A 26,181-nucleotide genomic window follows, 5' to 3' on the forward strand; every position below is an offset into this window, starting at 1 on the left:
TATCCGTGCGGCACTGATCGATCTGGAGGCACGGGGACTGGTCGAGCGGATCCGCAACCGCGGCTCGTGGGTGCGGGTGGCGACCGTGGAGGAAGCGGTCGCGATCACGGAGTGCCGCATGGTCCTGAAGGACTGTGCGCGGCCAAGGCTGCCATCGCCACCAGTGACGATCAGCTGACCGAACTGGCCGATCTCGGCGCAGCGATGGAGAAGGCCGTCGCCGGCGGCGGGCCGGCCACCTACTCCGACCTCAACCACCGACTCCATGACCGCATCCGGGAGATCTCCGGCCGACGGACCGCGGTCGAGCTGCTGGAGCGGCACAGCGCCCAACTGGTCGGCCACCTCCTCCAGTTGGCGCTCCGGCCCCGGCGCCTGGCCGAGCACCTGGTGATGATCGAGGCCCGGCCCGGCCGCGCCCCGTCCAGCAGGGCGTCCGGGTCGCCGGTACCGCGGTCACCGTGCTGTCCTGGCCCGGCGACAACCTCGTGCTCCACGCCGCCGTGGAGCAGTGCGGCGCGGGCGACATCCTGGTCGTCACCACCACCTCCCCGTCGACCGACTGCATGTCCGGCGAGCTGTTCGCCACCGCGCTGCGGCAGCGCGGGGTGCGCGGCCTGGTCATCGACGCGGGCGACCGCGACACCCGGGAACTGCGCGAACTCGGCTTCCCCGCCTGGTCGGCGGCCGTCAGCGCGCAAGGCACCGTGAAGACGACGGGCGGCTCCGTCAACGTCCCTGTCGCTCTCGGCGGCCAGGTCGTCCGCCCCGGTGATGTGATCCTCGCCGACGACCGCTGGGCCTGACCTTCCTGGTCGTCCTCCTCACCGGCGTGTTCCTCAACAGCGCCCAGACGACGATCTACGCGACTGTCTCCCTCCGGTCCACGCCGGACAACCGTGCCACGGCCGTCGGCCGGACCTCGGGCATGGGCCGCTTCAGTGCCGTCCCCGGGCCTTGGCCGGGCGGCCAGTTGCCCGCCGCGGGCGACGGTGACTGGGGCTTCACCGCCTTCGCGCTCGCCGGTGTGTCGTCCATGGTGTTCATCGGCATCGCCGCCCTGCGTTCGGCCCGGCGGCCCGAGCCCAGTGGCACCGGGCAGAAGCTCGTCACCGCCCCCCGCTTCCGTGCGGTGCCGTGACCGCCTCCTGTCTCTCACCGCTGCTCTCTCACCGCTGCGCGTCCGGCTCCACGTCCAGGCCCGTGCAGGCCAGTTCCCTGTCCACCTCGGCACACGCCTCCACGCCCCGTGGCGAGGACACCGAGAGCATGGGACTGCTGTCCCCGGCGGAGTCGTCCGCCGGATAGCCGGCCGAGAGCACGTCCTGCCCGGCCCGTACCGACACCTCATGCGTCTTGGCCGACCGCAGCCGCACCTCGGACCAGGCGGTCCCGCAGGCGGGCGAGTAGCGCAACCGCACGGTGTAGGCGGGGTCGGTGACCGTGCTCACGGTCCGCGCGTCCCTGGCGCACATCGAAGCATCGGGCAACTCGCCCTGGCAGGACCGGCCGTGACAGCGGGGCACCGCCGACACGGGCTGCTCGGTGGGCGCGTTGCCCGGCCGCGTACACAGGGCGATGACGGCCGTCACCGCCGTCGCCACGCCGAACAGCGCGAGCGCGGACAGCGGCAGCCAGGGCGCCCGCCAGGACACGATCTTCCGGAACCGCCGCATCCGGCCGGGTTTCTCCGGCCCGGCCGTGGCCGCGGAGGCGTCGGCCGCCTCCCACAGCGCCAGTACGGCCTCGGGGTCGGCGCCCGCGAGCCGGCACAGCGCCTCCACGGCGGCCCTCGGCGGTGGCGTGCCGCCGGACAGATAGCGGTGCCACGCGGACTTGCTGTACGGGGTGCGCGCGGCCAGCGCCGCGAGGCTCAGCCCCGTACGGTCCTTCAGTTCGCGCAGTCCCACCACCAGTGGGTCGTCCGGTGTGGTCGATCCTTGGGGGTGCCGCATCGTGCGTCCTCGGCTCCGTTTCCGCTATGGGCGCTTTAGCCCCTGTTGTCGGAATGGCTGCCCAGCAGTGCGGCGACTGCAACGTCCGGTGAGGTATGAGGAGGGTGAGGTGCGCGGGCGTGCCGAAGGCCCGTTCGGGGGTCGTCGAACGGGCCTTCGGCAGCTAGGCGGTGCGGCGGTGTCGTGCCGTCAGCACCAGGGAAGGGTGCGATTGGCGCGGACGTAGTGGGCCGAGACATAGCCCGCGTGGTGCCGTAGCCGGTACCAGACGCGGTTCCCGTGCACCCAGGAGCCGCGCGTCTGGCAGACGAGCGCCAGCTGCCGGCCCTTCTGCCGGTGACCGACCACCCGGTAGCCGGTGCCCGGCCCGGAACGGACGTTCAGCCAGGCGTGACGCGTGGCGACCCGGCCGGTGACGGGCAGCACGCGACGGTGCGACACCGGCTGCACCGCGAGACGGTGGTCCAGGTGGTACAGCGCCATGTGCGAGGCGAGCCGGTAGGCCATCGCCCGCTCGACGGAGAGGTACACCGCTGCCTGGGTCGTGGAGCGGTGGCCGCGGTACACGCGGTGTGCGTGGTGCCTGCGGAGGTGGTGGCGGTGGTGGGCGCGGTGGTGGGTGGCGTACTGGGCGACGGCGCTGGGCACCGGGTGCTGTGCGGCGGTCGCCGCGGTGGCACCGGCCGCCGTGGGCAGGAGTGCGAGCACCGTGACCGTGGCCAGCAGACCGCCCTTCAGAGTCCGTAGGATCATGGAAACCTCCGGCTGTCGTTCTCGTGACCACGAGCAGTGATCACGACAGCAAGCGTTTCCGTGGCGGGTCATCAGGATGCCGTCCCGCTGTCCCCGGGGACGGCCGGGACGTCCCGTGGGACGGGCCCCGTCCGGCGCAGGTCGTCCGGTCCGCGGCGCAGGGGTGTTCCGCCCTCCCGTCCGTCCCGGCGGACGTCCGGGTGATGTGTCAGAGCGTCTCGGCCATGGTGATGGTCCGCTCCTTGAGCAGGGGGAACACCGTTCCCCGGATCAGCTCCGCGAAATGGTCCGTCACCTTGTGCGCCTCGAAGCCGGCCCGGTCGGTGTAGCACTCGTACAGCACGAACGCCCCCGGCCGGTCGACGACCTCGTGCGCCTCGTAGGCGAGGTTCGCGGGTTCCGACGGGACGAGTTCGCGCATCTTCCGCAGCGCGTCGCGCACGGTGTCCGCGTCGGCGGGGGCGCACTGGTACTGGGCGACGACGGCGAAGGCCATGGAGTTCCTCCGGTGCCAGGAAGAGCGGTGGACCCGCTGATTCCAGCACGCTCACGGCGATGGGCGGCCTGTGCGACACGCAGGGGATACGGGCATGCCCACGGAATCGCCGTCCGACGGCGGATCGCCGACTCCGATCCGCTGCGGCCGGGGAAGCCGGCGCGGCGCCTGGGCGTGGCGGCCTCGCATGTGGCGCGGGCCGTGCGGCACCTGCGGAAGGGCGGGTACGTCATGTGTGCCGGGAGGCGGACGGCATCGGGGCACGGCGTGACGGTCTTACGGCCTGACACCGGCGTCCTGCGGAAAGGGAGCGCCCTCGTGTCTACCGTCCAGTAATATCCGGCGCGGGGAGTCGCCCGGAACGAGTCGGACCCGGCAAGGGGCCCGAACGAGGAGGGACGGTCATGACGGAACGTATCGAGGTCGGGGACAAGGCCGAGGACTTCGCCCTGCCCGACGAGACCGGTGCCACCCGCCGGCTCAGCGAGCTGCTGGCCGACGGGCCGGTGGTGCTCTTCTTCTACCCCGCCGCTCTCTCCCCTGGCTGCACCGCCGAGGCCTGCCACTTCCGCGACCTCGCCGCCGAGTTCGCCGCCGTCGGCGCCCGGCCCGTCGGTATCAGCGGCGACGGCGTCGACAAGCAGCAGGAGTTCGCCGGCCGGCACGGCCTCGGCATGCCGCTGCTCTCCGATGCCGACGGCACGGTCCGTGAGCGGTTCGGGGTCAAGCGCGGTTTCTCCCTCGTCCCCACCAAACGCGTCACTTTCGTGATCGCTCAGGATCGCACGGTGCTGGAGATCGTCCGCAGCGAGCTGCGCATGAACACCCACGCCGACCGGGCCCTGACCGCCCTGCGCGCCCACAAGGGCTGAACGGCTCCTGTCCCTCGCCGGACCCTCCGGCACGCTCGCGCGCTTGATGTGCCGCGGCAATCGGAACATCCTGGGGCATATGAAGCATGGCGCCGCCGTGGTGGTCATCGATGCCCTTGGCACGGTGACCGGGTGGAGCGAGGGAGCGCGGCGGCTCACGGGCCGTCCGGCCGCGGATGTCGTGGGCCGGCCCGCCGCCGAACTGCTCGCCGAGGACATCCCGGACGACGTGCTCGCCGCGCGCGCCGGTATCGTCGCGCTGCGTCACCGTGACGGCCACCGCATCGACCTGGCCGTCACCGCCTGCCCTGTCGCCGGGGCCGACGGGCAGCCCACCGGCTTCGTCATCACGGCTGACCCACCCGACGCCACCCTGCCGGCCGAGGCCTTCGAACAGGCCTCCATGTCCATGTCGGTCTTCGACCTCCAGCAGCGCTATGTCCGGGTCAACGACACCGCCTGCAAGGTGATGGGCGTCCCCGAGTCCGCGCTGACCGGCCGCTTCTTCCCGGAGACCGTGGAGGAGACCGCATACAACCAGGGCTTCCTGCGCCATCTCCGGGAGGTCGCCGAGACCGGCCGGCCCGTCCGCTACGAGAGCTTCGCCGGCGCCCCCGCCCTGAACCGGGAGCACCTGTGGAGCATCGAGATGTGGCCGCTGCGCGCCGCCTCCGGCGAGCTGACCGGGGTCGCCATGGCCGCCTTCGACAACACCGAGCAGTACTGGGCCCGCCGCCGTCTCGCCCTGCTCAACGAGGCTACGACCGCCGTCGGCACCACCCTGGACGTGGTGCGCACCGCCGAGGAACTGATCGACATCCTCGTCCCGCGCTACGCCGACTTCGCCAGTGTCGACCTGCTCGACTGGGTGCTGGGCGCGGACGAGCCGCCGATGATGCCGGACGGCGTCGTCGTACTGCACCGCATCGCCCACGGCTCGACCCACGAGGGCAATCCCGGCGCGGCCGTCCGCATCGGCGAGACAGATCTCTATCCGCCGGGCTCACCGCCCGCCCGCGCCCTGCGCGAGGGCCGCGCGATGCTCAGCCAGGCCGGCGAGCCGGAGTTCGTCGAATGGCTGGAGGAGCGCAACGCGCGCTCGCCGGAGAGCCGCCCCCATCGGCTGGGCGTCCACTCCCTGCTCGCGGTGCCCCTGCGGGCCCGCGGCACCACGCTGGGCATCGCGGTCTGTGTGCGCTCGGCCCACCCCGACGACTACGGTTGCGACGACGCCGTCTTCGCCGAGGAACTCGGCAGCCGCGCCGCCGTCTCCATCGACAACGCCCGCCGCTTCGCCCGCGAGCGCACCACCGCCCTCGCCCTCCAGCACAGCCTGCTGCCGAGGGGCCTGCCCGGACAGGCCGCGGTCGAGGTGGCCCACCGCTATCTGCCGTGCGGATCGCTGGCCGGCATCGGCGGCGACTGGTTCGACGTCATCCCGCTCTCCGGCGGCCGGGTCGGCCTCGTCGTGGGCGACGTCGTCGGCCACGGCATCCAGTCCTCGGCCACCATGGGCCGACTGCGCACGGCCGTACGCACCCTCGCCGACGTCGATCTGCCGCCCGACGAACTCCTCACGCACCTGGACGACCTGGTCACCCACCTGGCCGCCGAGGACAGCGGCGAGGAGGTGGCCGAACTCGGTGCCACCTGCCTGTATGCCGTCTACGACCCCGTCTCCCGCCTCCTCACCCTGGCCGCCGCCGGCCACCCGGCCCCGGCCGTCGTCCTGCCGGGCGGCACCGCCGAGTCCATCCCCATGAGCGCCGGACCACCCCTCGGTGTCGGCGGGCTGCCGTTCGAGGCGACGGAGCTGGAGCTGCCCGAGGGCTCGGTCGTCGCGCTCTACACCGACGGCCTGATCGAGGACCGCGACCGGGACCTCGACGGTGCCGCCGACGCACTGCGCAGAGCCCTCAGCGCACCCACCGCCTCCCTCGAGGCCCTGTGCGACAGCGTCCTGAAGGCCGTCCTGCCCGACCAGCACAGCGACGACGTCGCCCTGCTGCTCGTGCGCACCCGCGCCCTCGGCGCCGACCGGGTCGCCACCTGGGACGTCCCGCCCGACCCCGCCGAAGTCGCCGCCTTCCGGCAGGCGGTCGGCGAGCAACTGGCCACCTGGGGGCTGGACGAGGCCGCCTTCGTCACCGAACTCGTCGTCAGCGAACTCGTCACCAATGCCATCCGCTACGGCGAACCGCCCATCCAGCTCCGGCTGATCCGCGACCGCGCGCTCATCTGCGAGGTCTCCGACGCCAGTTCCACCTCACCGCATCTGCGCCGGGCGCACGCCTACGACGAGGGCGGCCGCGGACTGCTGCTGGTCGCCCAGCTCACCCAGCGCTGGGGCAGCAGACAGACCGGCCGGGGCAAGACGATCTGGGCCGAGCAGGCACTGCCCGACACCTGACCAGCCCGCTCACTGGAACGGGCGGCCCGGGTTCGGCGCGTCCTCCGAGAACGGGGAGCCGTGCGGCAGCACATGGAGCCCAGAGAGCGCAGAGAGCGCATAGTACTGGCTGAGCGTGCCCTGCTTCGCCACGCCGTACAGCGGCCCGTCGTGGTGTCACGATGAACATGAAGCCCACTGGGGCGAGTTGGGGCCGAATTCCGCGATCCGGATCCGCTCCCGGGCCTGCAACCCCTCCTGGCACTGCCGTTCACTGCTCGCCGTCGGCCGCGACCTGGGCGAGGGTGCGGCCGGTGCGCACCGAGCGGGCACGCCGGGGATCGGGGGTGCCGTGGCCGTCCGACCGCGCCGGGCCCTTGCGCACCAGCAGCCAGGCCTCCTCCTCGTCCGCACCGCTGCGGAACCGGGTGAGCGCGTACTCGCCGTGCAGCTTCGCCCCGTGCAGCCGGAACGTGGCGTGCCCGCGCTCCAAAGACTCCCCGAACTCCACCGGACGGCCCCCGCGGTCGTGGCTGAGCGGCTCATAAGTGCCGCGGTCCCACACGATCACCGTGCCGCCGCCGTACTCGCCCTTCGGGATCACGCCCTCGAAGTCCTCGTACTCCAGCGGATGGTCCTCCGTCGGTACGGCCAGCCGCTTGTCCCCGGGGTCGGTGGACGGGCCCTTCGGGACCGACCAGGACTTCAGGACGTCGTCGACCTGGAGCCGGGAGTCGAAGTGCATCCGCCGCGCGTCGTGGATCTGCACCACGAAATGAGGCTGCTCTCCCCCCTCCCGGTGCTGCTGCCCCGACGGTTCACGGGTCCGCTCGAAGTCGCGCTTGCCGCGATACGTCCGCAGCCGGTCCTCCGCTGCCACGTGCGGCTCCTTCCGTGCGTCCGCCCCACGGGCCCCGAGTACCCCCGGCCGGGCCGTTCAGCCCGCGATGCCGTCCAGCTCGGCGACCGCGTCGTCCGGCAGCACCAGGCTCGCGGCGGCGATGTTCTCCCGCAAGTGCTCCGGCGAGGACGTACCGGGGATGAGCGCGATGTTCGGCGACCGGCGCAGCAGCCAGGCCAGCGCCACCTGCTGCGGCGAGGCATCCAGCCGGGCGGCGACCTTCGCCGGCGTTCCGGACTGCAGCGGGGTGAAACCGCCGAGCGGGAAGTACGGCACGAAGGCGATGTTGCCGGCGGCCGTGCGCGCCACGAGGGCGTCGTCCTGCCGGTTGGCCAGGTTGTACAGGTTCTGCACGCTCACCACGGGTGCGATGGCCAGCGCCTCGTCCAGTTGCGCGGCGGTCACCGTGCTCAGCCCCAGGTGCCGGATCAGCCCCCGCTCCCGCAGCCCGGCCAGCGCGCCGAACTGCTCGGCCAGGGAGTCGTCGTTCGGGGCGTCCGCGTCGCCCAGCCGCAGATTGACCACGTCCAGGGCATCCACGCCGAGGTTGCGCAGGTTGTCGTACACCTGCGCCTTCAGGTCCTCGGGGTAGGGGTGCAGAGCCTCCCTGATGATCTCGTTGACGACCGCGGGACCGTAGAAGTCGGCGGTGTCGATGTGCGTGATGCCCGCCTCCACCACCGCGCGGAGCACCGCGACGGCCCGGTCACGGTCCTTCGGCGGACCGGAGACACCCGGCCCGGCCAGTTGCATGGCGCCGTAGCCGACGCGGGTCAGGGCCAGGCCGTCTGCCGGGGTGATCGTGCCGCCGAGCTGTGCAGTCATGTCGTACCTCTCAGGATGGTGCTCATGTTGTCCGGGCCACCGCTCTCGCTCCGGCGACCCCGGTTTCCACCCTGTGCCCGCGGCGCCCGCCCTTGCATTACCCCGGCGATCCTGGGAGTGACAGGGCCGGCCACCGCCCGCCGGGCGCTGGCGAACGGCCTCAGGCCCTGTCGTCAAACTCCCTCCCCACCGCCTTGAAGACGTGGGAGGTGCCCCCACTCGCCGCCCCCGAGCAACGGCACCCGGAGGGGCGGCGCGCGGCAGCGGATCGAGGAGCGGGAGAGCTTCCGGCCGGCTCAGAACTCCTCGTGCCGCTCGGGATCGCCGCCGAGCCGGCGCGGAGCGCGGCGGGCGATCGCCGCCAGCTGGCCGGAGTCCAGCGTGAAGCCGAAGACGTCCAGGTTGGCGCGCTGCCGGCCCGGATCGGCCGACTTCGGGATGGGCAGCGCGCCCATCTGGAGGTGCCAGCGCAGCAGCACCTGGCCCGGAGTCACCCCGTGCAACTCGGCGATCCGCGCGACCGCGGGGTCGTCCAGCACCTTGCTGCCCCGGCCCAGCGGACTCCAGCTCTCGGTGATGATGCCCTTGTCCGCGTGGAAGGCGCGCAGCTCCTCCTGCGGGAACAGCGGATGCAACTCGATCTGGTTCACCGACGGCAGCACGCCGGTCTCCTTGTCCAGCAGCGTGATGTGCTCCGGAGTGAAGTTCGAGACGCCGATCGAGCGGACCAGCCCGTCCTCGCGCAGCTTGATCATCGCCTTCCAGGAGTCGACGTACTTGCCGATCCGGGGGTTGGGCCAGTGGATCAGATACAGGTCCACATACTCCAGGCCCAGCCGCTGCCGGGACTCCTCGAAGGAGGCGAGGGTCTCCTCGTAGCCGTGGTGCCGGCCGGGCAGCTTGGTGGTCACCACCAGTTCCTCACGCGGCACGCCACTGCCCGCTATGCCCCGCCCGACACCGGTCTCGTTGCCGTAGTTCGCCGCGGTGTCCACCAGCCGGTAGCCCAGGCCGAGCGCGGAACCCACGGCCCGCTCGGCCGCCGCGTCGTCGAGTGGCCAGGTGCCGAGGCCGATGGCGGGGATCGCCGTACCGTCGTTGAGCGTGTACGCCGGAATACCGTTCACGATGGGACCTTCCCTCGACTGTGTCGTCCCTCCAGCCTCACGGACAGGGCGAGGGGTGATCAAGCGGACGGGTGGGAGAAGGCAGCGGACGGCATGGCGGCGGCGGGCCGCCGCCCAGCTCGGCTACCGGCCCGCCCCGGTCGCCCGCGGCCTGCGCCGTCGCCGTACGTCCGTGATCGGGCTGGTCACCGGGGAGATCGCCTCGTCCCGTTCGCCGGCCGGCCGGCTGCTGCGCGGCGCGGTGGAGACCACCTGGGACGGCGGCCACCTCGTGGTCACCGTGGACTCCGGCGGCGACCCGGCCAAGGAGGACGCGGCCGTCGCCGAACCCTCGACCGGCGGGGAGACGGCATCATCCACGCGGCCATGTCCCTGCGCCGGATCCGGGTACCCGAGGGGCTGCACCGCATCCACTCCGTGCTCGCCGACCGCCTGCCCGAGGACGACTCGCTGCCCGCCGTCGTCCCGGCCGAGCGGGCCGGCGGGCGCACCGCCGCACGGCTGCTGCCGGAGGCCGGGCACCGTCGGCTCGTTCTGGTCGGCGGGCAGCACGACATCGCCTCCGTGAAGCGGCTGCGCGGCTTCCGGGACGCCCTGCGCCGAGCCCGTCCCTCACTACGCCGGCGACACGGCCCGGGTCGGCCTGTCCGTCGCCTACGCCGGGCTCTCGGCGCCGGTTCGGGCCTTTGTGTACGGGCTGCGCGCCGAGCACCTGCTCGGTGTGGCTGTCATCCACCTCACCCCCAGCGACGACGCCCACTTGGGCTTTCCCCGGATCATGCACCGGGTGATGCTCGCGGGCGACGTGCCGGTCGGGGTGGACGGCAGGCGGTCGGAAGCGGTCACCGGTACGGCGGTGGGGCGTTGGTGAATCAGCCGGCCGGCCGCCACCCCAGCGCGGGGCCCAGCTTCGTCGCCATGTCCGTCAGGATCTGTATGTAGTCCTCGTGTTCGAAGGTGAACGGCAGCGCGAACGCCACCTCGTCCACCTCACGGAACGCGGCATGCGCGCGCAGCCGTTCGGCGATCTCCTCCGAGGTGCCGACCAGGTCCGGGGCGAACAGCAGCCGGGCCGGTCCCTGCGGGGAGGCCGTGCGGGGCAGGCGCCGGGCCGCGTACGCCTCGTACTTGGCGCGCTGCTCCGGGCTCGCGGAGTCGGTGGGAATCACGACCAGCCCCTGCGAGACCCGGGCCGCCTCGCCATCGGGATGACGGTCGCGGAACTCCCGGATGAGGGACAGCTGGATCGCCGCGAAGTCCCAGGGCCCGTCCGGTTGTTCCGCCTTGACCACACTGCTGGTCAGGAAGTTCATGCCGTGCTCGCCCGCCCAGCGCGCCGAGCCGAGGCTCGCGCCGCCGTACCACAGCCGCCGGCCCAGACCGGGGGAGTGCGGCTGGACCACATCGGAGAAGACCTCGAAGCCCTCGACCCCGCTGAAGTCGCTTGCGGGCTTGCCGCGCACGAAGTCCAGCAGCCGCCGTACCCGCTCGTAGGAGAAGTCCTCGACGTCGGCGGTGTCGGGGTACAGCGCCTCCTTGATCTGCTCGTAGTGCATCGGCGGGCCCACGCTCACGCCCGGGTTCAGCCGGCCGCCGGACAGCAGGTCGACTGTCGCCAGGTCTTCGGCCAGCCGCAGCGGGTTCTCCCAGCCCAGCGGGATCACCGCCGTGCCCAGCTCGATGCGCCGCGTGCGCTGGGAGGCCGCCGCGAGGACCGCCACCGGGGAGGAGATGCCGTACTGCAGATGACGGTGGCGGACCCAGGCGCTGTCGAAGCCCAGCCGCTCGCCCAGCTCGATGATCTGCAGTGTGGACTCGTGGCCCCGGGCCGGATCCGCCGCGTCGAACAGGCCGATCGTGAGAAAGCCCAGCTTGCGCAGCGGACGAGGGGTGGACGGCACGGGCTCCTCCAGCGGTCGTACGACGGCTCTGTCCCGATTCTGGCAGGTCGATGTGACAACCGTGTGATCACTTCTGATCACTCCAGCCGAACACTCCAGACGATCAGTTCAGCCGATCAGTTCAGCCGATCACTTCAGCGGGATGACGACCTCGTCCTCGACCGGCGGATCGACCTCCTGCGCGCGGTTGCCGGTGGCGGCGAAGCAGCGCAGCCGTACCTCCTCAGGAGCGACGTCGAGGCGCAGGAAGCACTTGAAGAACGGCGGGCTGTAGGTGGCCGAGCCGGGCGAGAACAGCTGGGTGTAGACCTTGTGCACGGGCAGCCGGAAGCGGGATGTACGGTCCGGGCGGCCACCGGTGCCGAGCAGGCTCGCGACCAGACGGGTGCGCCGGGTGACCCGGGCGTCGGAGCCCGGCTTGCGGCCCGGCTCGATGCCGAGCCGTTCGGCGACGATCGCGGTAGCCTCGGCCTCGGTCAGGTCGAGGAGACGGGGCAGCCGCAGCCGGCGGCCGTACAGATGGCTGTAGAAGGCGAGCGAGTCGCCGCGCAGCGGATAGCAGCGGAAGTCCCGCTCGGTGACCCCGCCGACCGACACGCGCGGGATGGTGTGCGTGGCGTGCATGAACGCCCCGCCGCCGCCCGCGACCACGTACTGGATGGTGCGGCCGTCCACGTCGACCGGGTAGCGCTGGTAGTTGTGGATGTCGCCGCCGATCGCGGCCACGTAGTGGTGGTCCGGGTCCCGCACGATCTCGTCCACCGTCCCGCCGCCTTCGATCGCGCACGGGTGGTGCTCGCCGTCGACGTACAGCGGCGACCCGGTGATCAGGATCTTCGGCTTCGGGTCCCGGGACACCTCGCGCAGCCAGGCGCCCTGTCCGGCGTCGATCGTGCCGAGCAGACCGGTGTCGATGCCGACGATCCGCACCGGGCCCGCGTCGATCGCCCAGTACGGCCCGGGTTGCGCGGCCTGTTGACCGGGAGCCGACCGCAAGGCCCGTGCGGCGGCGAGCCGTTGCTCGTCGGTCGGCCGGGCCCGGTGCCACAGCAGGGCGCGCCACCAGGCGCGGCCGAGCGGGCGCGGCCGGGGCCCGTGGTCGAGCGGCGGGGTGTCGCAGAAGACACGCATGAACGCGCCGAGGTCCTCGTACCAGTCGTGGTTGCCCGGTATGGCGTAGATCGGCGCTGGATAGTCCTGGTATGGCCGGAAGAACTTGTCGCCGTAGTCCTCGGCGCTGCCCACAGGATAGATCACATCGCTCGCGATCACCGCGAAGTCGGTATCCTGACTCACCTTCAAAAAGCCGGGTACGACGGCGTATTGGCCGCCGTCGCCCTCGCCGGTGTCCCCGATGACCATGAAGGAGAACCGGTCGGTGCCGTCCCGCCTGATCACCTTGTCGGCGGGCGCCCCGGCCGCCGCCCGGCGCGCCACCCAGCGGTCACGGGTACGGCCGGTCGGATCACCGAACCAGGACGCCAGGACGCCGTTGCGGGCGGCCCACAGCGTCCGTGGATTCAGCCACGACAGCTTCTCGACGTGGTCCGGCATCAACTGCTTGTAGGCGCCGGGCTCGGCCGAGCCCCAGCCGGCGCCCTGTGGGGTATCGCGCGAGGAGTCAGACACGCGGTGCACCGTAACAACGCACCGGCCGACGGCCGTCGGCGGCCCCGGTGTCCGGGCGCGTCGCCCACAGACCGGGACTCGGCATCGACCGGAACACCCAAGTTCCGTACGAGCTGGGCGAACAGCCGGGCGCCGGTCTCCGCTTCGCTCGGCGCCCCGGCTCAGCCGCCCCCTGCTGCTCATCCACGGACTCGCCGACCCCAAAAGTCCCGCCCGCCCACACTCTCCCCGCCCGTCGGGACCGAGGTGACGGTATGTCGTGACGAGACATCAGATTCAGTTTCTGCAGCGGCATTTGGGCATCTAGCGGCATCCGTTGTCTCGCCGTCCGGTATAGGGAAAACCCTCGATTGAACTCGATATGACTGACATGTGCGGGTCAAGACTGGCACCCTTCCTCCACGCACCGCGCACCTTCCCGGTGTGTTCTCGGATCAGGTTCCACACTGCTCAGCTCGCCCGGGCAGCAGACCCGTCTGCCCGTCTGTCACCGGCCGCGTCTCGGCGGCCGCAGCAGGAGGAGTACGAGTGAGACGCCAACCCCACAGATCCCTGCCCCACAGATCCTCTCCCCACAGACCCGTGTCCCGCGGAGGGCACACGCGGGCCGCGGTCGGAGCCGCCCTGGTCTCCACCGCGGCCTTGCTCGCCGTCGGCCTCCAGGCCGCCCCGGCGATCGCCACATCCGCCGCCGCCCACCCCAGCCCGCTGCGCACCGGCGGCCTGGCGGCCAAGCTCAGCCCGGCCCAGCACCAGGCGCTGATGCGCAGCGCCCGGCAGCAGACCGCCGCGACCGCCCGCACCCTCGGGCTCGGCGCCCAGGAGAAGCTGGTCGTCAAGGACGTCGTCAAGGACAACGACGGCACCCTGCACACCCGGTACGAGCGCACCTACGCCGGCCTCCCCGTCCTCGGCGGCGACCTCGTCGTGCACACCCCGCCCGCCTCCCTCGCCGCGGGCACCGTGAGCACCACCTACAACAACAAGCACAAGATCAAGGTCGCCTCCACCACCGCGACCGTCACCAAGTCGGCCGCCGAGGCCAAGGCCTTGAAGACCGCCAAGTCCCTCGCCGCCGGGAAGCCCGCCACCGACAGCGCCCGCAAGGTGATCTGGGCCGGCGACGGCACCCCGAAGCTCGCCTGGGAGACGGTGATCGGCGGCTTCCAGGACGACGGCACGCCCAGCCGGCTGCACGTCATCACCGACGCCACCACCGGCAAGGAGCTGTACCGGTACCAGGCGATCGAGACCGGCGTCGGCAACACCCACTACAGCGGCCAGGTCACGCTGACGACGACCCAGTCGGGTTCGACGTACACGCTGACCGACGGGGTGCGCGGCGGGCACAAGACGTACAACCTGAACCACGGCACCTCGGGCACGGGGACTCTGTTCTCGCAGAACAACGACACCTGGGGCGACGGCACCAACTCCAACGCAGCCACCGCGGGCGCCGACGCGCACTACGGGGCCCAGGAGACCTGGGACTTCTACAAGAACACGTTCGGCCGCAGCGGCATCAAGAACGACGGTGTCGGCGCCTACTCCCGCGTGCACTACGGCAATGCGTACGTGAACGCGTTCTGGGACGACAGCTGCTTCTGCATGACCTACGGCGACGGCTCCGGCAACAACGACCCGCTGACCTCGCTGGACGTGGCCGGCCACGAGATGAGCCACGGTGTCACCGCCAACACCGCGGGCCTGGACTACACCGGTGAGTCCGGCGGCCTGAACGAGGCGACCAGCGACATCATGGGCACCGGCGTGGAGTTCTACGCCAACAACAGCTCGGATCCCGGTGACTACCTCATCGGTGAGAAGATCAACATCAACGGCGACGGCACCCCGCTGCGCTACATGGACAAGCCCAGCAAGGACGGCAACTCGGCCGACTCCTGGTACTCGGGCGTCGGCGGCCTCGACGTGCACTACTCCTCGGGCCCGGCGAACCATATGTTCTACCTGCTGTCCGAGGGCAGCGGCACCAAGGTCATCAACGGCGTGACCTACAACAGCCCGACCTCCGACGGCGTCGCCGTCACCGGCATCGGCCGCGCCGCCGCGCTGCAGATCTGGTACAAGGCGCTGACGACATACATGACGTCGAGCACCGACTACGCCGCCGCCCGCACCGCCGCCCTGAACGCGGCGGCCGCCCTGTACGGCACCAACTCCACCCAGTACGCGGGCGTCGGCAACGCCTTCGCCGGCATCAACGTCGGCAGCCACATCACCCCGCCGAGCAGCGGCGTGACGGTCACCAACCCCGGCAGCCAGACCTCGGCCGTCGGCACCGCCGTGAGCCTGCAGATCCAGGCGAGCAGCACCAACAGCGGCGCCCTGTCCTACAGCGCCTCCGGTCTGCCCGCGGGCCTCTCGATCAACAGCTCCACCGGTCTGATCACCGGCACGCCCACGGCGGCGGGCACCTCCAACACCACGGTGACGGTGACCGACTCCACCGGGGCGACCGGCACCGCGACCTTCAGCTGGACGGTCAACTCCGGTGGCGGCGGTTGCACCTCGGCCCAGCTGCTGAGCAACCCAGGCTTCGAGTCCGGCGGCACCGGCTGGACCGCCACCAGCGGCGTCATCACCACCGACAGCGGTGAAGCCGCCCACAGCGGGTCGTACAAGGCCTGGCTGGACGGTTACGGCAGCTCGCACACCGACACCCTGTCCCAGTCGGTGACGATCCCCGCGGGCTGCAAGGCGACCCTGACCTTCTACCTGCACATCGACACCTCGGAGACCACCAGCGGCACCCAGTACGACAAGCTGACGGTGACCGCGGGTTCGAAGACCCTCGCGACCTACTCGAACCTCAACGCGGCTTCCGGCTACAGCCAGAAGACCTTCGACCTGTCCTCGCTGGCGGGCTCGACGGTCACGCTGAAGTTCAACGGCGTGGAGGACTCCTCGCTGCAGACCAGCTTCGTCGTGGACGACACCGCCCTGACGACCGGCTGAGTCACCCCGTTCCGCGGCCCCGCACCCCAGCGGTGCGGGGCCGCGGCCTGTCAGCTCAGCGGATCCAGCGTCAGATACGCCTGCTGCGGTCCGCCGTCGTGGACCAGCGACTCCTGGTTCCCGACGTCGTCGAAGGCGAACGCGTAGGCCTTCCCGTCGGCCATCTCGGCGTGAACGGCACGCGCGTACTGGTTCGTCACGGCGTCCTGGTAGAAGCCGGTCGTCGTGGTGTCCGGCTGATGGGCGTTGATCAGCAGCGTCGAGCGGTTGAAACCCGCGCACAGGGTGCGGGAGACGGGGCCGCGGACGTTGTCGTTGGGCGCGTCGAGCAGCTTGTGGCAGCCGAAGACGCTGTCCGCGTCGGGCTTCTGGAAGCTGGTGACGACCGCGCCCGAGGCGTCGGTGAAGTTCATGACGCCGCCCGAGACCCGGCCGTAGTACTTGGTGTCCGGCTGGTCGGCGAACGGCGTCACGGTCAGCGTCGACGTCGTGTACTTCTGCCAGACCCGGTTGACGTAGTCGTCCATCACGTTCGCCGGCAGGGCGCCGGTCTCCACGCCGTACAGCGGCGAGAGCGCGCGCAGCACCGTGCCGTCGGAGCGGGTCTGGATCAGCCCTGACCAGCCGCCCGACTGGCCGCGCAGCGCGTTGAAGAACCCCGTGTAGCCACCGGACTTCAGATGCCCGGTGGTGCTCACACCGCCGTCGGAGCGCCGCACCCCGACCGCGTACGGCGCCGAGAACATGTCCACCTGGGTGCTGTTCAGCCACAGCCCGGCGTCGTTGAGCGTGTACTCGGACCAGTTGAAGAGGGTGTTCCGGTTGGGGTCGGAGGGGTTCTGCACGGCGGGCTGCACCAGGCCGCCGGTGGCCAGCCGGAAGTCGAGCCTCTGGCCGTAGGAGAAGTAGATCCGGCCGGAGAACTTCGGTATCCGGATCGTCTTCGACTGTCCGGGTGCCGGACCGTCGATCGCCGCGTCCGGAGCGGGAGTTGGGGGGTTGCCGCCCGCCGGCCAGGCGTGGAAGGCGCCGTTTGCGTCGGCCCAGCCCTGCGTCCCGGAGGACAGCTGGGTGCCGAGGTCGTAGACATAGACCGGTTCGGAGCGGCCCGAGTTGTTGGTGATCTGCAGCGGGATGGTGTCCGGTACGGCGGCACCGGCACGGTCCGGGGCGCCGAGCGCGAGCACTCCGCCGACCAGGGTCGCGGCGGCCGCCAGGGGCAGCGCCGGGCGTGTGCGTGTCTGAGGCACTCTCTACCTCCGTGTGGGGTCGGGGTTGTACGGACGTTGGTCCGTACCTGTTTGAGAGCGCTCTCAGACTCGTGCCCGAGACGCGGGCATGTCAATGAGATGGACAAGGTGGCGTGAGGCGGTTTCGGGCCGGCGCCCGCCGTGAGCCGGACTCGGGCGGGCGCCGGGCCCGGCGTCAGAAGGTGCGCTTGAGCAGGTCCAGCAGCGCCGCCCAGTGCCGCTCGTCGGCCTCGCGGTTGTACGCGGGCGTGTCCGCCTGGGTGTAGCCGTGGTGGGCGCCGGGATAGACCTCGCAGGTGTGCCGGACGCCGGCCGCGGTCAGGGCCTCCTCGAAGCGCGCGATCTGCTCCGGGGGCAGCGACCGGTCGTTGTCGGCGTGCCCGAAGTACAGCTCCGCGGTGATGTCCGGGGCGCCCAGATGCGGGCTGGTCGGCTCGTCGGTGGCGAGGCCGCCGCCGTGGAACCCGGCCGCCGCCGCGACCCGGTCCGGATGCGCGGCCGCCGTCCACAGGGCCAGCCGGGCACCCATGCAGTAACCGGTCAGCGCGACCGGCCCGTCGGCGACCAGCGGGCTGTCGGCCAGCCAGCCCAGATAGGCGCTCGCGTCCCGCGCGACCAGGTCCGGCGTCAGCGAGGACACGACCGGGCCGAGCCGCTCCCAGAGGGTCGGATCGGCACCCGGGTCGATGAACGCCGGCAGATCGACGACCGGGGTCCGGCCGAGGCGGTAGAACACGTTCGGCACCAGCACGGTGTAGCCGGCGGCGGCCAGCCGGTCGGCCATCGACCTCAGATGCGGACGCAGTCCGTAGGCGTCCTGGTAGAACAGCACACCCGGACGTGGGTGTCCGTCGGCGGCATGGGCGACGTAGGCGTCGGCGATGCCGTCCCCGGTCCGGATGTCGACATCGTTTCCCTGAACATCGGTCATGGTGAGCAGACCCTCCCTTGGGGGATCGGCGTCGGGGTGGGGCTGGTCGGCCGGACCTCGACGCCATGGCTACGGCCCATGCTGTCACGCAAGATCCGGAGCCTGGCGCCGGGTGTGCGGCGTGCTCACTCGAAGCGGCCGGTGTCACCGGCGCCCCGCCGTACGATCTCCGCCTCGCCGCCGGAGAAGTCCACGACCGTCGTCGGCTCGGTGCCGCACTCGCCCGAGTCGACCACCGCGTCCACCACGTGGTCGAGCCGGTCCTTGATCTCCCAGCCCTGCGTCAGCGGCTCCGCCTCGTCCGGCAGCAACAGCGTGCTGGACAGCAGCGGCTCGCCCAGCTCCGCCAGCAGCGCCTGGGTGACCACGTGATCGGGGATGCGCACACCCACGGTCTTCTTCTTCGGGTGCAGCAGCTTGCGCGGTACCTCACGGGTGGCCGGGAGGATGAAGGTGTAACTGCCGGGCGTGGACGCCTTCACGGCGCGGAACACGTCGTTGTCCACCCGCACGAACTGGCCGAGCTGCGCGAAGTCCCGGCACATCAGCGTGAAGTGGTGCCGGTCGTCCAGATGGCGGATGGAGCGGATCCGGTCCATGCCGTCCCGGCTGCCCAGCCGGCAGCCCAGCGCGTAACAGGAGTCGGTCGGGTATGCGATGAGCGCTTCCGACCGCACCGCGTCGGCGATCTGGGCGATGCTGCGCGGCTGCGGGTTCTCGGGGTGCACGTCGAAGTACTTCGCCACCCGACGAGCTTATGCCGTCCCGGCCGCCACACGCGCCTCCATCCGCCCATCCGCCCCCTGTGTCCACGGCTCCACCGTTGGGCCGTGTCCGGATCCGGCGTGCCCCAGCGGGACGTCGACCGCCTCGCCTCGGCGCCGGCCGACGCCCTGCCCACGCTGCACCGGGCCCTGGACGGGCGGGTCGTCCGCGACCCCCTCCATCCCGAGCCGCCCTGCTGATGAAGCCCGACAACGTCAGTGCGCTGGTTTCCCGGCTCACCGAGCAGGGGCTGCTGGAGCGCGGGCAGGACAGCGCCGACAAGCGGGTCGCCATCTCGCCAGGGGCTTGCCGGCGCTGACCGAGGGCGAGATGGACGCGCTGGGCTCCGCCATCGGCGCCGGATGACGCCCATTCAGGCGGGTGTGACCACTCGCCGTTGAGCCTCGCCTCGCCGCTCGTCGCGGCCCTCACCGAACGCTTCGGTGCCCGTGTGCTGTCGGCCTCCTCCGGTGACATCGTCGGCAACGCGCCTGCACGCGACGGCGGGGTGGCCGGCGGCCTTCAGGCGACCAGCCTGAAGATCGGCGGCGCGCCCGGTACGTCCGTGGTGGTCCCCGTCATCAGCGCCAGCGCGCGATGGGGGTGGCGCCCGTCCCCGGTGTGCCGGACATGCGCTCAGGGCGGCCGTGGTCGCGGGCGGTGACCGGGCGTTCAGGACGGCCCGCACGTCTCCGCGCTGGTCACCGGGGCGCTGTGCGCCGCCGCAGCCGCCGCAGCCGCCACCCGGATGCCGAAGCCCGGCCGGACGGTCCGGACTTGCCGCTCGGGACTTCCCGTGATTGCTACCCGGATGCGCATGAGTACTTTCCGGTCTCGTGAGTACTTTCCGGACTCGCGTGATTTCGGATTCGCATGAGTACTTTCCGGATTCGGGGGCATCCGATCCTGAGCCGTCCTGGGCACCCCCCGCTCCGGACGCGACGGATCCGCCGGCGTCCCACCCCCCCGGGGCGCCGGCGGAGCCATGTCCGGCCCCGCGAACGGGTCGTGTCGGGTAACGTGTGCGGATCCGTAAGCCCAGGTCGACACGGAGACGCGCTGCCCCGCGGTGGACGAACACGTCATCGTCGTCGGCCCGGCCGCCGACGTGGGGGGAGCGGCTGCGGTCCCTCGTCGCCGACTGCCCCGGCACCTTCCTCGGCCGCAGCCCCCGCCAGCGCCTCGCCCTGACCGCCACCGCCTGCGGACAGGCCGTCAGCGCCCTCGCCGTGGCCCGTTTCAGGCCCGAACCGGGCCGCCGTTTACGCCGCCCGCACCCGCCCCGTACAGCTCATGGACCCCGCCGCGCTGCGGGCCTGGGCCGGCGTGGCGCCGCGGCTGCTGGACGCACTGCCGCACCATGTCGGCGCCGAACTGCTCGCCACCACCCGGCTCGCCCTCGAGTTGACCGCCGTGAACGCGGCCAAGGCGCCCGGCGTCAGCTGCAACATGGTCCGCGCCCGGATGGACCGGGTCGCCGCGCTGCTCGGCGCCGACTTCTCCCGGCTGGCCGTCCGAGCCGTCGCCCACGTGGCCCTCAACGCCGAGGCCGCACACGGCTCGTACGACCCCCGCGGTGCACACTCGATCCGCCGGCCCGCTGTCAGCTGGCCGAGCTGCTGCGGACGAGCGCGCGCCACGCCTGGGCCGCGGGGATCGTCGGCCGCCTCGGCGACGACGGCCGGGACCTGCGCCGCACCCTGCGCGCCTGGACCGGCGCCGACGCGCACGCCGAACACTCCGCCCAGGCGCTCGGCGTACACGCCCGGACCGTCCGGGAACACCTCCGGGCGGCCGAACCCGTCCTGGAACGCAGGCTGACGGCCGGCGGAACCGACCTGTACGAGGTCGTCCTCGCCCAGCTCGTCACCGGCGAGCTGCACGTTCCCGGCCTCGGCCGGGCGGCTGTACCCGCACCCGGCGCCGCGAACCCGGATCAACCGGACGCGCCTGTGCACCGGTGAGTGCCGTGCGGGCCGCTCCGGGCACCGGTGCACTACCCCGCGTCCGGCGACGCGCGTAGCCTCGGCACTCCGCGGGGCACGACCGGAACGGGGGACCGGTCGCGGCCCCGCGCCCCGCCCGTCGGCGTGCCGAAGCCCTCCGCACGGGCTCCGCCGCGGCGGGAATCCGGCTGAGCCGGTGCCTCAACCGGTGCGTGTCACGGGCAGGTTGTACACGTGCCCGGGAGAGATGATCTTCGTGATCGCCGCGCCGAGTACCGTGCTGGGCTCCCGGGAGCGGTAGTCGGTGTCGGTGTTGAGGAGCGCGACGAGCGTCGTCCGGGCCGACGGCAGATAGACGGTCAACGACTCGTAACCCGGCAGGGAGCCGTTGTGGCCGATCCACCCCTGCACGTCGAAGATGCCCAGGCCGTATCCGGCGCCCCTGATCGAGCCGGCCTGCGGAGTGATCAGCCGCTGCTTCTGGGTGGCGGCACTGACCATCGGCTTCCCGCCCGGGAATCGGCCCGTGGCCACCGTGGGCGCCCAGGTGCGCAGATCCCGCAGGTTCGAGATGATCGCGCCGGCCGCCCAGCCCCAGGACGGATTCCAGTCGGCAGCGTCGGCCTCCTTGCCGTTCGCCGTCTGCTCGGTGTAGCCCTGCGCGTGCGGGTTGGGGAACTCGTTGCCGGTCGGGAAGAGGGTGTGCTTCATACCGGCCGGATCGAGGATGTGCTGCCTGATGTAGTCCCCGAGGTGCTGCCCGCTCACCTTCTCCACCACCAGACCCAGCAGGATCAGGTTGGTGTTGCAGTAAGAGAACTTCTGCCCCGGCTGGAACACCACCGGATGCTTGAAGGCGTAGGCGAGCAACTGCTCGGGCGTGAAGCTCCGTTGCGGGTCGGAGGTCAGCGCCTTGAAGAAGTCGGGATCGTCTGAGTAGTTGAACAGTCCGCTGCGCATCTCGGCCAGTTGGCGCAAGGTGATCCGGTTCTCGTTGGGCACGCCGCCGATGTACTTGCCGACGGGGTCGTCCAGACCGACCTTCTTCTGGTCCACCAGCTGCAGCAGCGCCGTCACGGTGAAGGTCTTCGTCTCGCTGCCGACACGCATGAACATGTCCGGCGCCATCTTCTGACCGCTGCTCTTGTCGGCGACCCCGAACGAGCGGACGTAACTCGGCTGTCCCGGCGTCCAGATGCCGACGGTCACACCGGGCACGTTCGCCTCGCGCATCACCTTCCGTACGGCGGCGTCGAGTTGGCGTGCCACCTGCGACGTGAGCGGACGGACGGCCGGCTTAGAGGGGGAGGGGCTCGGCGAGTCCGCGGTGAGCGCGGCCGGCAGGGCGGCGGGTGCCGCTCCCGCGCTCCCGGTGGTGAGCGGTACCACCAGTGTTCCCGCCAGCACGGCGATCGTGGCCCCCCGGCGCAGACGTGCGGACGACATCGACATGGGCTGACTCCAGGCACGTGACAGCCGAACGTGCGGTGAGCGGGACGGCGAAGCCCGGACCTTTCCAGCATAGGAGCGCTCACTACGCAGCGCCCGTCGGGCAAAGGGGCGGGCCCGGCTCACTCCCTGCCGGCGGGATGCTTGTCAGACGGATGGTGGGGCCGTTCGAGGGACGGCCTCACTCGACCCGGTGAGCCGACCGGGTGAGGGCGTAGCCATGGCGGCTCACGCGCGTTGCCCCGGCATGAACCGCTTGGATGACCTGCCGAACCGCCTGGATCGGCCGGACCGGATCGAGCGCCGCGATCGGCCGGACCGGAGGGAACGGATCGACCGTCTGGATCGGCCGGGCCGGATCGAGCGGCTGGATCTGCTGGATCGGCCGGACCGGATGCGCCAGACGGCCAGGCCGGTTCGGTCGGCGCCGGTGGATCGGGCCGAGAAGGGCGATCGGGCCGAGCGGGCCGGGGAGCCGATCTATGTCCGGCTCGTCGCCGAGTGGCGGGCGCAGGGGCGGACCGTGCCCGCGGCGGCGGACGCGCTGCGGGCCGCTTTCCCCGGGCCCGCGACGGGTAACCGCGCCACGACCGAGCGCGCCTGAACGGTCACCGCCCGCACAGCGGAGCGAGCACGGCGAGGGCGCCGTCGGCCTGCCGCAGCGCCCCCGCCAGTGCGCCGGGCGAGTGCAGCGTGCCGGTGCCGTCGGGCGGTACGAGCCACTCCAGGAAACGCGCGGGGCGGTACGGCGGCGGTACGGCGACCCAGGCGCCCTTGGTCGCGTAGCGCAGGTCGGCGCCCTTCCAGCCCGCGGAAGGGTCCGGCGGCAGAAAGAACCCGACGCGGCCGGCCGCCGTGTCGATCAAGGTCGGCCCCGGCACGGACATTCCGGGCCGCCACAGCAGGTCGAGGGTGAGCAGGCCCAGCCGGTCGGGCACGCTCAGCACGTCCCATAAGCGGCCCGCCTCCAGCAGCGCGATGCCCTTGCCGTGATCCCAGTCCCCTGTGCAGGCGCGCGGGTCCGCCGCAGCGGCGGCCAGCCACTCCACGCCCCGCACCCACATCCTGTTCGTCATCCGCCGCTCCGGGTGTCCTCGCTCGCCCACGCTCGCCGCGGGAAAGGCCGTGGCCGGGCACTTCCTGGGCCTGCACAGCAACCCGGCATATGCATGCTCGTAGATATCTCTACGCGGCGGAAAGGGTGGCGCGCCCTGGCGTTTGAGTCGGGACGTTCGAACTCCGGTTGTGCATTCGTCACTTGGGGAGCGCGCCACCCGCGCTCGTGCGCGTGCTGTGCGCGGGCCGACCACCTCTACGGCCGGGTGCCGGCCCACCGCGTCCTGGGGGACGTGGGCTGATCGGCCGGGCGGTCAGGCGGCCCTTGGTTCGGGCGTCAGCACCAGCATGGTGACATCGTCCCGGACCTCGTAGCGCCGCCGTGCGAGGTCCGCCCACACCACCTCGGGCAGCTCTGCGGAGGCCGTACCGGTGAGGGCGGCCAGGCGCCCGGGCAGCGGATAGAAGGCGCGGCCGGCGTCCCGCGCCTCCCACACCCCGTCGGAGGCCAGGAAGAGCCGGTCACCCGGCGCGAGCGGCACGGTGACCTCCTTCGGCGGGTCGACGCCGACCAGCCCGAGCCCCAGCGGAGGTCCCGATGCGATCGTCAGCTCCACGGCGTGCCGCTCGTGCAGCAGGACGGGCACCGGATGACCGCAGGCCACCACGCGCACCGCGCGCCCGTCGGAGGAGAACTCCAGCAGCACCCCCGTGGCGAACAGCTCCCCGTGCCGTACGCCCGTCGAGTCCACCGCCAGCCTGCGGTCCATCCGCGCGGCGACCGCCTCCAGGTCCGGCTGGTCCAGCACGGCCTCCCGGAACGCGCCCAGCAGCGACACCACCGTCGCGACCGCGGCCAGCCCGTGCCCCTGCACATCGCCCATCACCGCGCGCACGCCGTACGGCCCGTCCCGCACGTCGAAGAAGTCCCCGCCGACCAGCGTGCCGTTCTGCGCGGCCCGGTAGAAACCCGCGCAACCCACGCTCCCGACCCGCTTCGGCAGCGGCGGCATCACGGCCCGCTGCACGGCCTCGCCGATCGCCCGCTCCGTGTCCAGCTGGGCGTCCCGGCGACTGCGTACATACGACACGAACACGCTCAGGGCGGCCACGAACACGATGGTGAGCAGATCGGTGTTGCCGGGGCGGTTGAGGTGGGTGGCGGGGACGTTCAGCGCCACGATCACCCCGACGCCCAGGACGGCGGTGGCCAGCGGGCCGTACGACAGGACGGCCAGGGGCGGGATGGCGCCGAGCAGAAAGCCCAGATCGCGGGCGTGGGGGGTGACCAGCGTGGCCCCGGCGACGGCCACGAGCAGCAGCACGGGGAGCACCCGCACCCAGCGCGGCGGTGGCGCGCCCCGCAACCAGCCGCGTTCCTCCCGGTTCCGACGCGACGCCCCGCCGCGCACCGATTCCACATCCCCAAGCTACGCCGCCCACCGCCCGTGGGCCTCCTGCCCGGAGCGCGGCCTCCGGCAGAGTACGACCGGTCATCGGCGGGCCGGGCCGTGGCCCGGGCGGGGTCTCATGGCGCCGGGGACAGGGCGGCCGGGCCATCCGGAGACGGGAGGGGACAGGCGAGGACACTCGGGCGACGGGCGACGGGCGACGGGCGATCGACGTCCCGCGTGCCGCCGGAGACAAGCGGTGGAAGCCCGGCCGACGAAGGGTCGAAGGGACGAAGGGTGGCGGACGCCGGCCGGCGGAGGGTGGTGGACGCGCGGCCGGCGAAATCCGGTGGACGCCCCCGGCGCGGCCCCCATAGCCTGGCCCGGCACGCCTGAGACAGACGGAAGGAGGCGAGCGTCATGGTCACTGTCATCCCGCGCTCCCACCTCCCCGTCACCCGGGTGTGTCAGGCCTGACCGGGAGCGCGTCCCCGCCGCCACGCGGCACGCATCCCGAAGGAACCTCATGACCCCCTTGGTCATCCGCACGCTCGACGAGAGCAGCGCGCACCTCTTCGACACCATGCCCGACCCGCTGGCGTTCCGGGACAAGCACCGGCACACCCGCTACCGCGCCGACTGGCGGCGCATCGCCCTGCGCGACGGGCGTACCGTGGCCCGCGCCGCATGGTGGGGGCCGCCCGAGGACCCCGAACCGCTCCTGATCAACTGGTTCGACGTGGCCGAGGGCGAGGAGGAGGCCGGAGCCGCACTCCTGCGCACGGCACCGTGGCAGACCCGCGAACTCGAACTCGACCTGCCCTCCGGCTGGCGCGCCGACCCACGGCTGCGCACCGCCGCGGACCTCCGGGCCGACGCCGCGGGTGCCGCCGGCTACACGCCGCTGGTGGAGCGCTTCCTGTACCGCTGGACACCGGACCGGGGCCTGCCCGAGCGGCCCGGCCGCCTCGTCTTCGCCCCGGAGCCGGATGACGCCGTCTTCTTCGACCTGCTGCGCCGCATCCACTCCGTCACCCTCGACGCCCACGCCCGCCGGGCCGCAGAGCGCGGCGGACCCGAGATGGCCGCACAGCAGGAACTGGACTTCCTCCACTGGCTTCCGTCCCCGCGTGCGTGGTGGCAGATCGCCCGGACGCCCGAGGGTGAGACCGTCGGCGTCCACGTCCCGGCGCGCAATCCGTCCGGGCCCTGCGTCGGCTTCATCGGCGTCGTGCCGGGACAGCGCGGGCACGGCTACGCCTACGACCTGCTCGCCGAGTGCACCCACTTCCTTGCCGCCCAGGACGCCGAGTTCATCGCCGCCGCCACCGACCAGACCAATTTCCCGATGGCCGCACACTTCACCACTGCCGGCTACCCCGTCGTGCGGGAGCGCCTCAACTTCCGGGCCGACCCCGTTGTCAGTGGCGGGTGACATGCTGGCGGAGTGGTGATCGGCGGGACGGGGAGGGGCCGTGGGGGAAGGGGAAGCGGTGTACGGCGAGAGTCGACAATCGGGGAGGGTAAGGGCGGACGGCCGCCTGACGGACGGGCGGCGTGCTGCCCGGA

General features: G+C 72.0%; 24 protein-coding genes and 5 pseudogenes. 14 read left to right on the forward strand and 15 right to left on the reverse strand.

Translation table 11 applies throughout. The features are described from left to right. From M878_RS95430 to M878_RS88050, 3 genes and pseudogenes are all read left to right on the forward strand, one after another. Positions 1–429: pseudogene (locus M878_RS95430) on the forward strand (GntR family transcriptional regulator); the annotation flags it as partial. After that, positions 417–794 (forward strand): annotated as a pseudogene (locus M878_RS49965) (4-carboxy-4-hydroxy-2-oxoadipate aldolase/oxaloacetate decarboxylase); the annotation flags it as partial. The pseudogenes M878_RS95430 and M878_RS49965, both read left to right, overlap by 13 nt. Before the next feature lie 38 nt (positions 795–832). Then, on the forward strand, positions 833–1,141 hold the full coding sequence (locus M878_RS88050) for an MFS transporter (RefSeq protein ID WP_023553129.1): 309 nt from the start codon (positions 833–835) through the stop codon (positions 1,139–1,141). A 28-nt stretch (positions 1,142–1,169) separates the two neighbouring features. Here M878_RS88050 and M878_RS92575 read toward each other — a convergent pair whose 3' ends face one another. From M878_RS92575 to M878_RS88060, 3 genes are all read right to left on the reverse strand, one after another. After that, entirely contained in the window at positions 1,170–1,955 is a 786-nt protein-coding gene (locus M878_RS92575; RefSeq protein WP_023553130.1) for an XRE family transcriptional regulator, read from the reverse strand. Between the two features lie 189 nt (positions 1,956–2,144). Continuing rightward, the gene (locus M878_RS92580) at positions 2,145–2,708 is read right to left on the reverse strand and encodes an SH3 domain-containing protein (protein ID WP_023553131.1); all 564 of its coding nucleotides are present in this window, start codon (positions 2,706–2,708) and stop codon (positions 2,145–2,147) included. 208 nt (positions 2,709–2,916) lie between these two features. After that, complete coding sequence (locus tag M878_RS88060) at positions 2,917–3,204, reverse strand: putative quinol monooxygenase (RefSeq protein WP_023553132.1); 288 nt, start codon at positions 3,202–3,204, stop codon at positions 2,917–2,919. Between the two features lie 404 nt (positions 3,205–3,608). Between M878_RS88060 and M878_RS88065 the strand changes: the two genes are divergently transcribed. Beyond that, a complete protein-coding gene (locus tag M878_RS88065; protein WP_023553133.1) occupies positions 3,609–4,076 on the forward strand; it encodes a peroxiredoxin in 468 nt (155 codons plus the stop codon). 79 nt (positions 4,077–4,155) lie between these two features. Then, positions 4,156–6,486: a SpoIIE family protein phosphatase gene (locus M878_RS88070; protein ID WP_023553134.1), complete on the forward strand. Its 2,331-nt coding sequence runs from the start codon at positions 4,156–4,158 to the stop codon at positions 6,484–6,486. Positions 6,487–6,495: 9 nt separating this feature from the next. Here M878_RS88070 and M878_RS000000100645 read toward each other — a convergent pair. The 4 genes and pseudogenes from M878_RS000000100645 to M878_RS88090 all read right to left on the reverse strand — a co-directional run. Further along, positions 6,496–6,642: pseudogene (locus tag M878_RS000000100645) on the reverse strand (cupin domain-containing protein); the annotation flags it as partial. Between the two features lie 94 nt (positions 6,643–6,736). Next, positions 6,737–7,345 (reverse strand): DNA polymerase ligase N-terminal domain-containing protein, encoded by a 609-nt coding sequence (locus tag M878_RS88080; protein ID WP_023553136.1) that lies wholly within the window; start codon positions 7,343–7,345, stop codon positions 6,737–6,739. 57 nt (positions 7,346–7,402) lie between these two features. Continuing rightward, a complete protein-coding gene (locus M878_RS88085; RefSeq protein ID WP_023553137.1) occupies positions 7,403–8,191 on the reverse strand; it encodes an aldo/keto reductase in 789 nt (262 codons plus the stop codon). 296 nt (positions 8,192–8,487) lie between these two features. Continuing rightward, complete coding sequence (locus M878_RS88090; RefSeq protein WP_023553138.1) at positions 8,488–9,318, reverse strand: aldo/keto reductase; 831 nt, start codon at positions 9,316–9,318, stop codon at positions 8,488–8,490. A 100-nt stretch (positions 9,319–9,418) separates the two neighbouring features. On the opposite strand from M878_RS88090, the pseudogene M878_RS95435 reads away from it, so the two are divergent. Then, positions 9,419–9,918 (forward strand): annotated as a pseudogene (locus M878_RS95435) (helix-turn-helix transcriptional regulator); the annotation flags it as partial. Continuing rightward, positions 9,917–10,189, forward strand: a pseudogene (locus M878_RS88100) (hypothetical protein); the annotation flags it as partial. The pseudogenes M878_RS95435 and M878_RS88100, both read left to right, overlap by 2 nt. 1 nt (position 10,190) lies before the next feature. Here M878_RS88100 and M878_RS88105 read toward each other — a convergent pair. Continuing rightward, positions 10,191–11,219 carry an LLM class flavin-dependent oxidoreductase gene (locus M878_RS88105; protein WP_023553141.1) on the reverse strand — a complete coding sequence of 343 codons (1,029 nt, stop codon included), beginning with the start codon at positions 11,217–11,219 and terminating at the stop codon, positions 10,191–10,193. Between the two features lie 129 nt (positions 11,220–11,348). Continuing rightward, positions 11,349–12,848: a metallophosphoesterase family protein gene (locus M878_RS88110; RefSeq protein WP_023553142.1), complete on the reverse strand. Its 1,500-nt coding sequence runs from the start codon at positions 12,846–12,848 to the stop codon at positions 11,349–11,351. A gap of 582 nt (positions 12,849–13,430) precedes the next feature. On the opposite strand from M878_RS88110, the gene M878_RS88115 reads away from it, so the two are divergent. Then, on the forward strand, positions 13,431–15,824 hold the full coding sequence (locus M878_RS88115; RefSeq protein WP_023553143.1) for a M4 family metallopeptidase: 2,394 nt from the start codon (positions 13,431–13,433) through the stop codon (positions 15,822–15,824). A 50-nt stretch (positions 15,825–15,874) separates the two neighbouring features. Here the strand turns inward: M878_RS88115 and M878_RS88120 are convergent, their stop codons facing one another. From M878_RS88120 to M878_RS88130, 3 genes are all read right to left on the reverse strand, one after another. Beyond that, positions 15,875–17,074, reverse strand: a complete 1,200-nt coding sequence (locus M878_RS88120) for a glycoside hydrolase family 64 protein (protein WP_023553144.1) — start codon at positions 17,072–17,074, stop codon at positions 15,875–15,877. A gap of 175 nt (positions 17,075–17,249) precedes the next feature. Then, on the reverse strand, positions 17,250–18,005 hold the full coding sequence (locus tag M878_RS88125) for a dienelactone hydrolase family protein (protein WP_023553145.1): 756 nt from the start codon (positions 18,003–18,005) through the stop codon (positions 17,250–17,252). 125 nt (positions 18,006–18,130) lie between these two features. Then, a complete protein-coding gene (locus M878_RS88130; protein ID WP_023553146.1) occupies positions 18,131–18,751 on the reverse strand; it encodes an L-threonylcarbamoyladenylate synthase in 621 nt (206 codons plus the stop codon). Positions 18,752–18,835: 84 nt separating this feature from the next. On the opposite strand from M878_RS88130, the gene M878_RS000000101565 reads away from it, so the two are divergent. From M878_RS000000101565 to M878_RS96930, 4 genes are all read left to right on the forward strand, one after another. After that, a complete protein-coding gene (locus tag M878_RS000000101565; protein ID WP_342452739.1) occupies positions 18,836–18,970 on the forward strand; it encodes a hypothetical protein in 135 nt (44 codons plus the stop codon). Then, a complete protein-coding gene (locus tag M878_RS000000101570) occupies positions 18,970–19,089 on the forward strand; it encodes a MarR family transcriptional regulator (protein WP_023553148.1) in 120 nt (39 codons plus the stop codon). The genes M878_RS000000101565 and M878_RS000000101570 overlap by 1 nt, the downstream gene beginning before the upstream one ends. 78 nt (positions 19,090–19,167) lie before the next feature. Continuing rightward, positions 19,168–19,434 carry a hypothetical protein gene (locus M878_RS88140; RefSeq protein WP_023553149.1) on the forward strand — a complete coding sequence of 89 codons (267 nt, stop codon included), beginning with the start codon at positions 19,168–19,170 and terminating at the stop codon, positions 19,432–19,434. Between the two features lie 629 nt (positions 19,435–20,063). Then, a complete protein-coding gene (locus tag M878_RS96930) occupies positions 20,064–20,591 on the forward strand; it encodes a hypothetical protein (protein ID WP_342452740.1) in 528 nt (175 codons plus the stop codon). Between the two features lie 326 nt (positions 20,592–20,917). Here the strand turns inward: M878_RS96930 and M878_RS88150 are convergent, their stop codons facing one another. After that, the gene (locus tag M878_RS88150; protein WP_023553151.1) at positions 20,918–22,168 is read right to left on the reverse strand and encodes a serine hydrolase domain-containing protein; all 1,251 of its coding nucleotides are present in this window, start codon (positions 22,166–22,168) and stop codon (positions 20,918–20,920) included. A gap of 217 nt (positions 22,169–22,385) precedes the next feature. On the opposite strand from M878_RS88150, the gene M878_RS92585 reads away from it, so the two are divergent. Then, the gene (locus M878_RS92585) at positions 22,386–22,769 is read left to right on the forward strand and encodes a hypothetical protein (RefSeq protein ID WP_209445699.1); all 384 of its coding nucleotides are present in this window, start codon (positions 22,386–22,388) and stop codon (positions 22,767–22,769) included. A 4-nt stretch (positions 22,770–22,773) separates the two neighbouring features. Here the strand turns inward: M878_RS92585 and M878_RS88160 are convergent, their stop codons facing one another. Together M878_RS88160 and M878_RS88165 are read right to left on the reverse strand one after the other, a co-directional pair. Further along, entirely contained in the window at positions 22,774–23,241 is a 468-nt protein-coding gene (locus M878_RS88160) for a hypothetical protein (RefSeq protein ID WP_031227052.1), read from the reverse strand. A gap of 294 nt (positions 23,242–23,535) precedes the next feature. Beyond that, a complete protein-coding gene (locus tag M878_RS88165; protein WP_031227054.1) occupies positions 23,536–24,642 on the reverse strand; it encodes a PP2C family protein-serine/threonine phosphatase in 1,107 nt (368 codons plus the stop codon). Positions 24,643–25,138: 496 nt separating this feature from the next. Here M878_RS88165 and M878_RS88170 point away from each other — a divergent pair, with 496 nt between their 5' ends. Beyond that, positions 25,139–26,047: an N-acetyltransferase gene (locus M878_RS88170; RefSeq protein WP_023553155.1), complete on the forward strand. Its 909-nt coding sequence runs from the start codon at positions 25,139–25,141 to the stop codon at positions 26,045–26,047. The last annotated feature ends 134 nt before the right edge of the window (positions 26,048–26,181 follow it).

This window comes from Streptomyces roseochromogenus subsp. oscitans DS 12.976, from assembly GCF_000497445.1.
Taxonomy (GTDB): domain Bacteria; phylum Actinomycetota; class Actinomycetes; order Streptomycetales; family Streptomycetaceae; genus Streptomyces; species Streptomyces oscitans.

Coding starts and splice junctions, on each gene's coding strand:
- M878_RS000000101570 (WP_023553148.1), top strand. CDS start 18,970: ATGAAGCCCGACAACGTCAGTGCGCTGGTTTCCCGGCTCACCGAGCAG.
- M878_RS88170 (WP_023553155.1), top strand. CDS start 25,139: ATGACCCCCTTGGTCATCCGCACGCTCGACGAGAGCAGCGCGCACCTC.
- M878_RS88160 (WP_031227052.1), bottom strand. CDS start 23,241: ATGACGAACAGGATGTGGGTGCGGGGCGTGGAGTGGCTGGCCGCCGCT.
- M878_RS88060 (WP_023553132.1), bottom strand. CDS start 3,204: ATGGCCTTCGCCGTCGTCGCCCAGTACCAGTGCGCCCCCGCCGACGCG.
- M878_RS96930 (WP_342452740.1), top strand. CDS start 20,064: ATGGACCCCGCCGCGCTGCGGGCCTGGGCCGGCGTGGCGCCGCGGCTG.
- M878_RS92585 (WP_209445699.1), top strand. CDS start 22,386: ATGGCGGCTCACGCGCGTTGCCCCGGCATGAACCGCTTGGATGACCTG.
- M878_RS92580 (WP_023553131.1), bottom strand. CDS start 2,708: ATGATCCTACGGACTCTGAAGGGCGGTCTGCTGGCCACGGTCACGGTG.
- M878_RS88070 (WP_023553134.1), top strand. CDS start 4,156: ATGAAGCATGGCGCCGCCGTGGTGGTCATCGATGCCCTTGGCACGGTG.
- M878_RS88125 (WP_023553145.1), bottom strand. CDS start 18,005: ATGACCGATGTTCAGGGAAACGATGTCGACATCCGGACCGGGGACGGC.
- M878_RS92575 (WP_023553130.1), bottom strand. CDS start 1,955: ATGCGGCACCCCCAAGGATCGACCACACCGGACGACCCACTGGTGGTG.
- M878_RS88085 (WP_023553137.1), bottom strand. CDS start 8,191: ATGACTGCACAGCTCGGCGGCACGATCACCCCGGCAGACGGCCTGGCC.
- M878_RS88150 (WP_023553151.1), bottom strand. CDS start 22,168: ATGTCGATGTCGTCCGCACGTCTGCGCCGGGGGGCCACGATCGCCGTG.
- M878_RS88065 (WP_023553133.1), top strand. CDS start 3,609: ATGACGGAACGTATCGAGGTCGGGGACAAGGCCGAGGACTTCGCCCTG.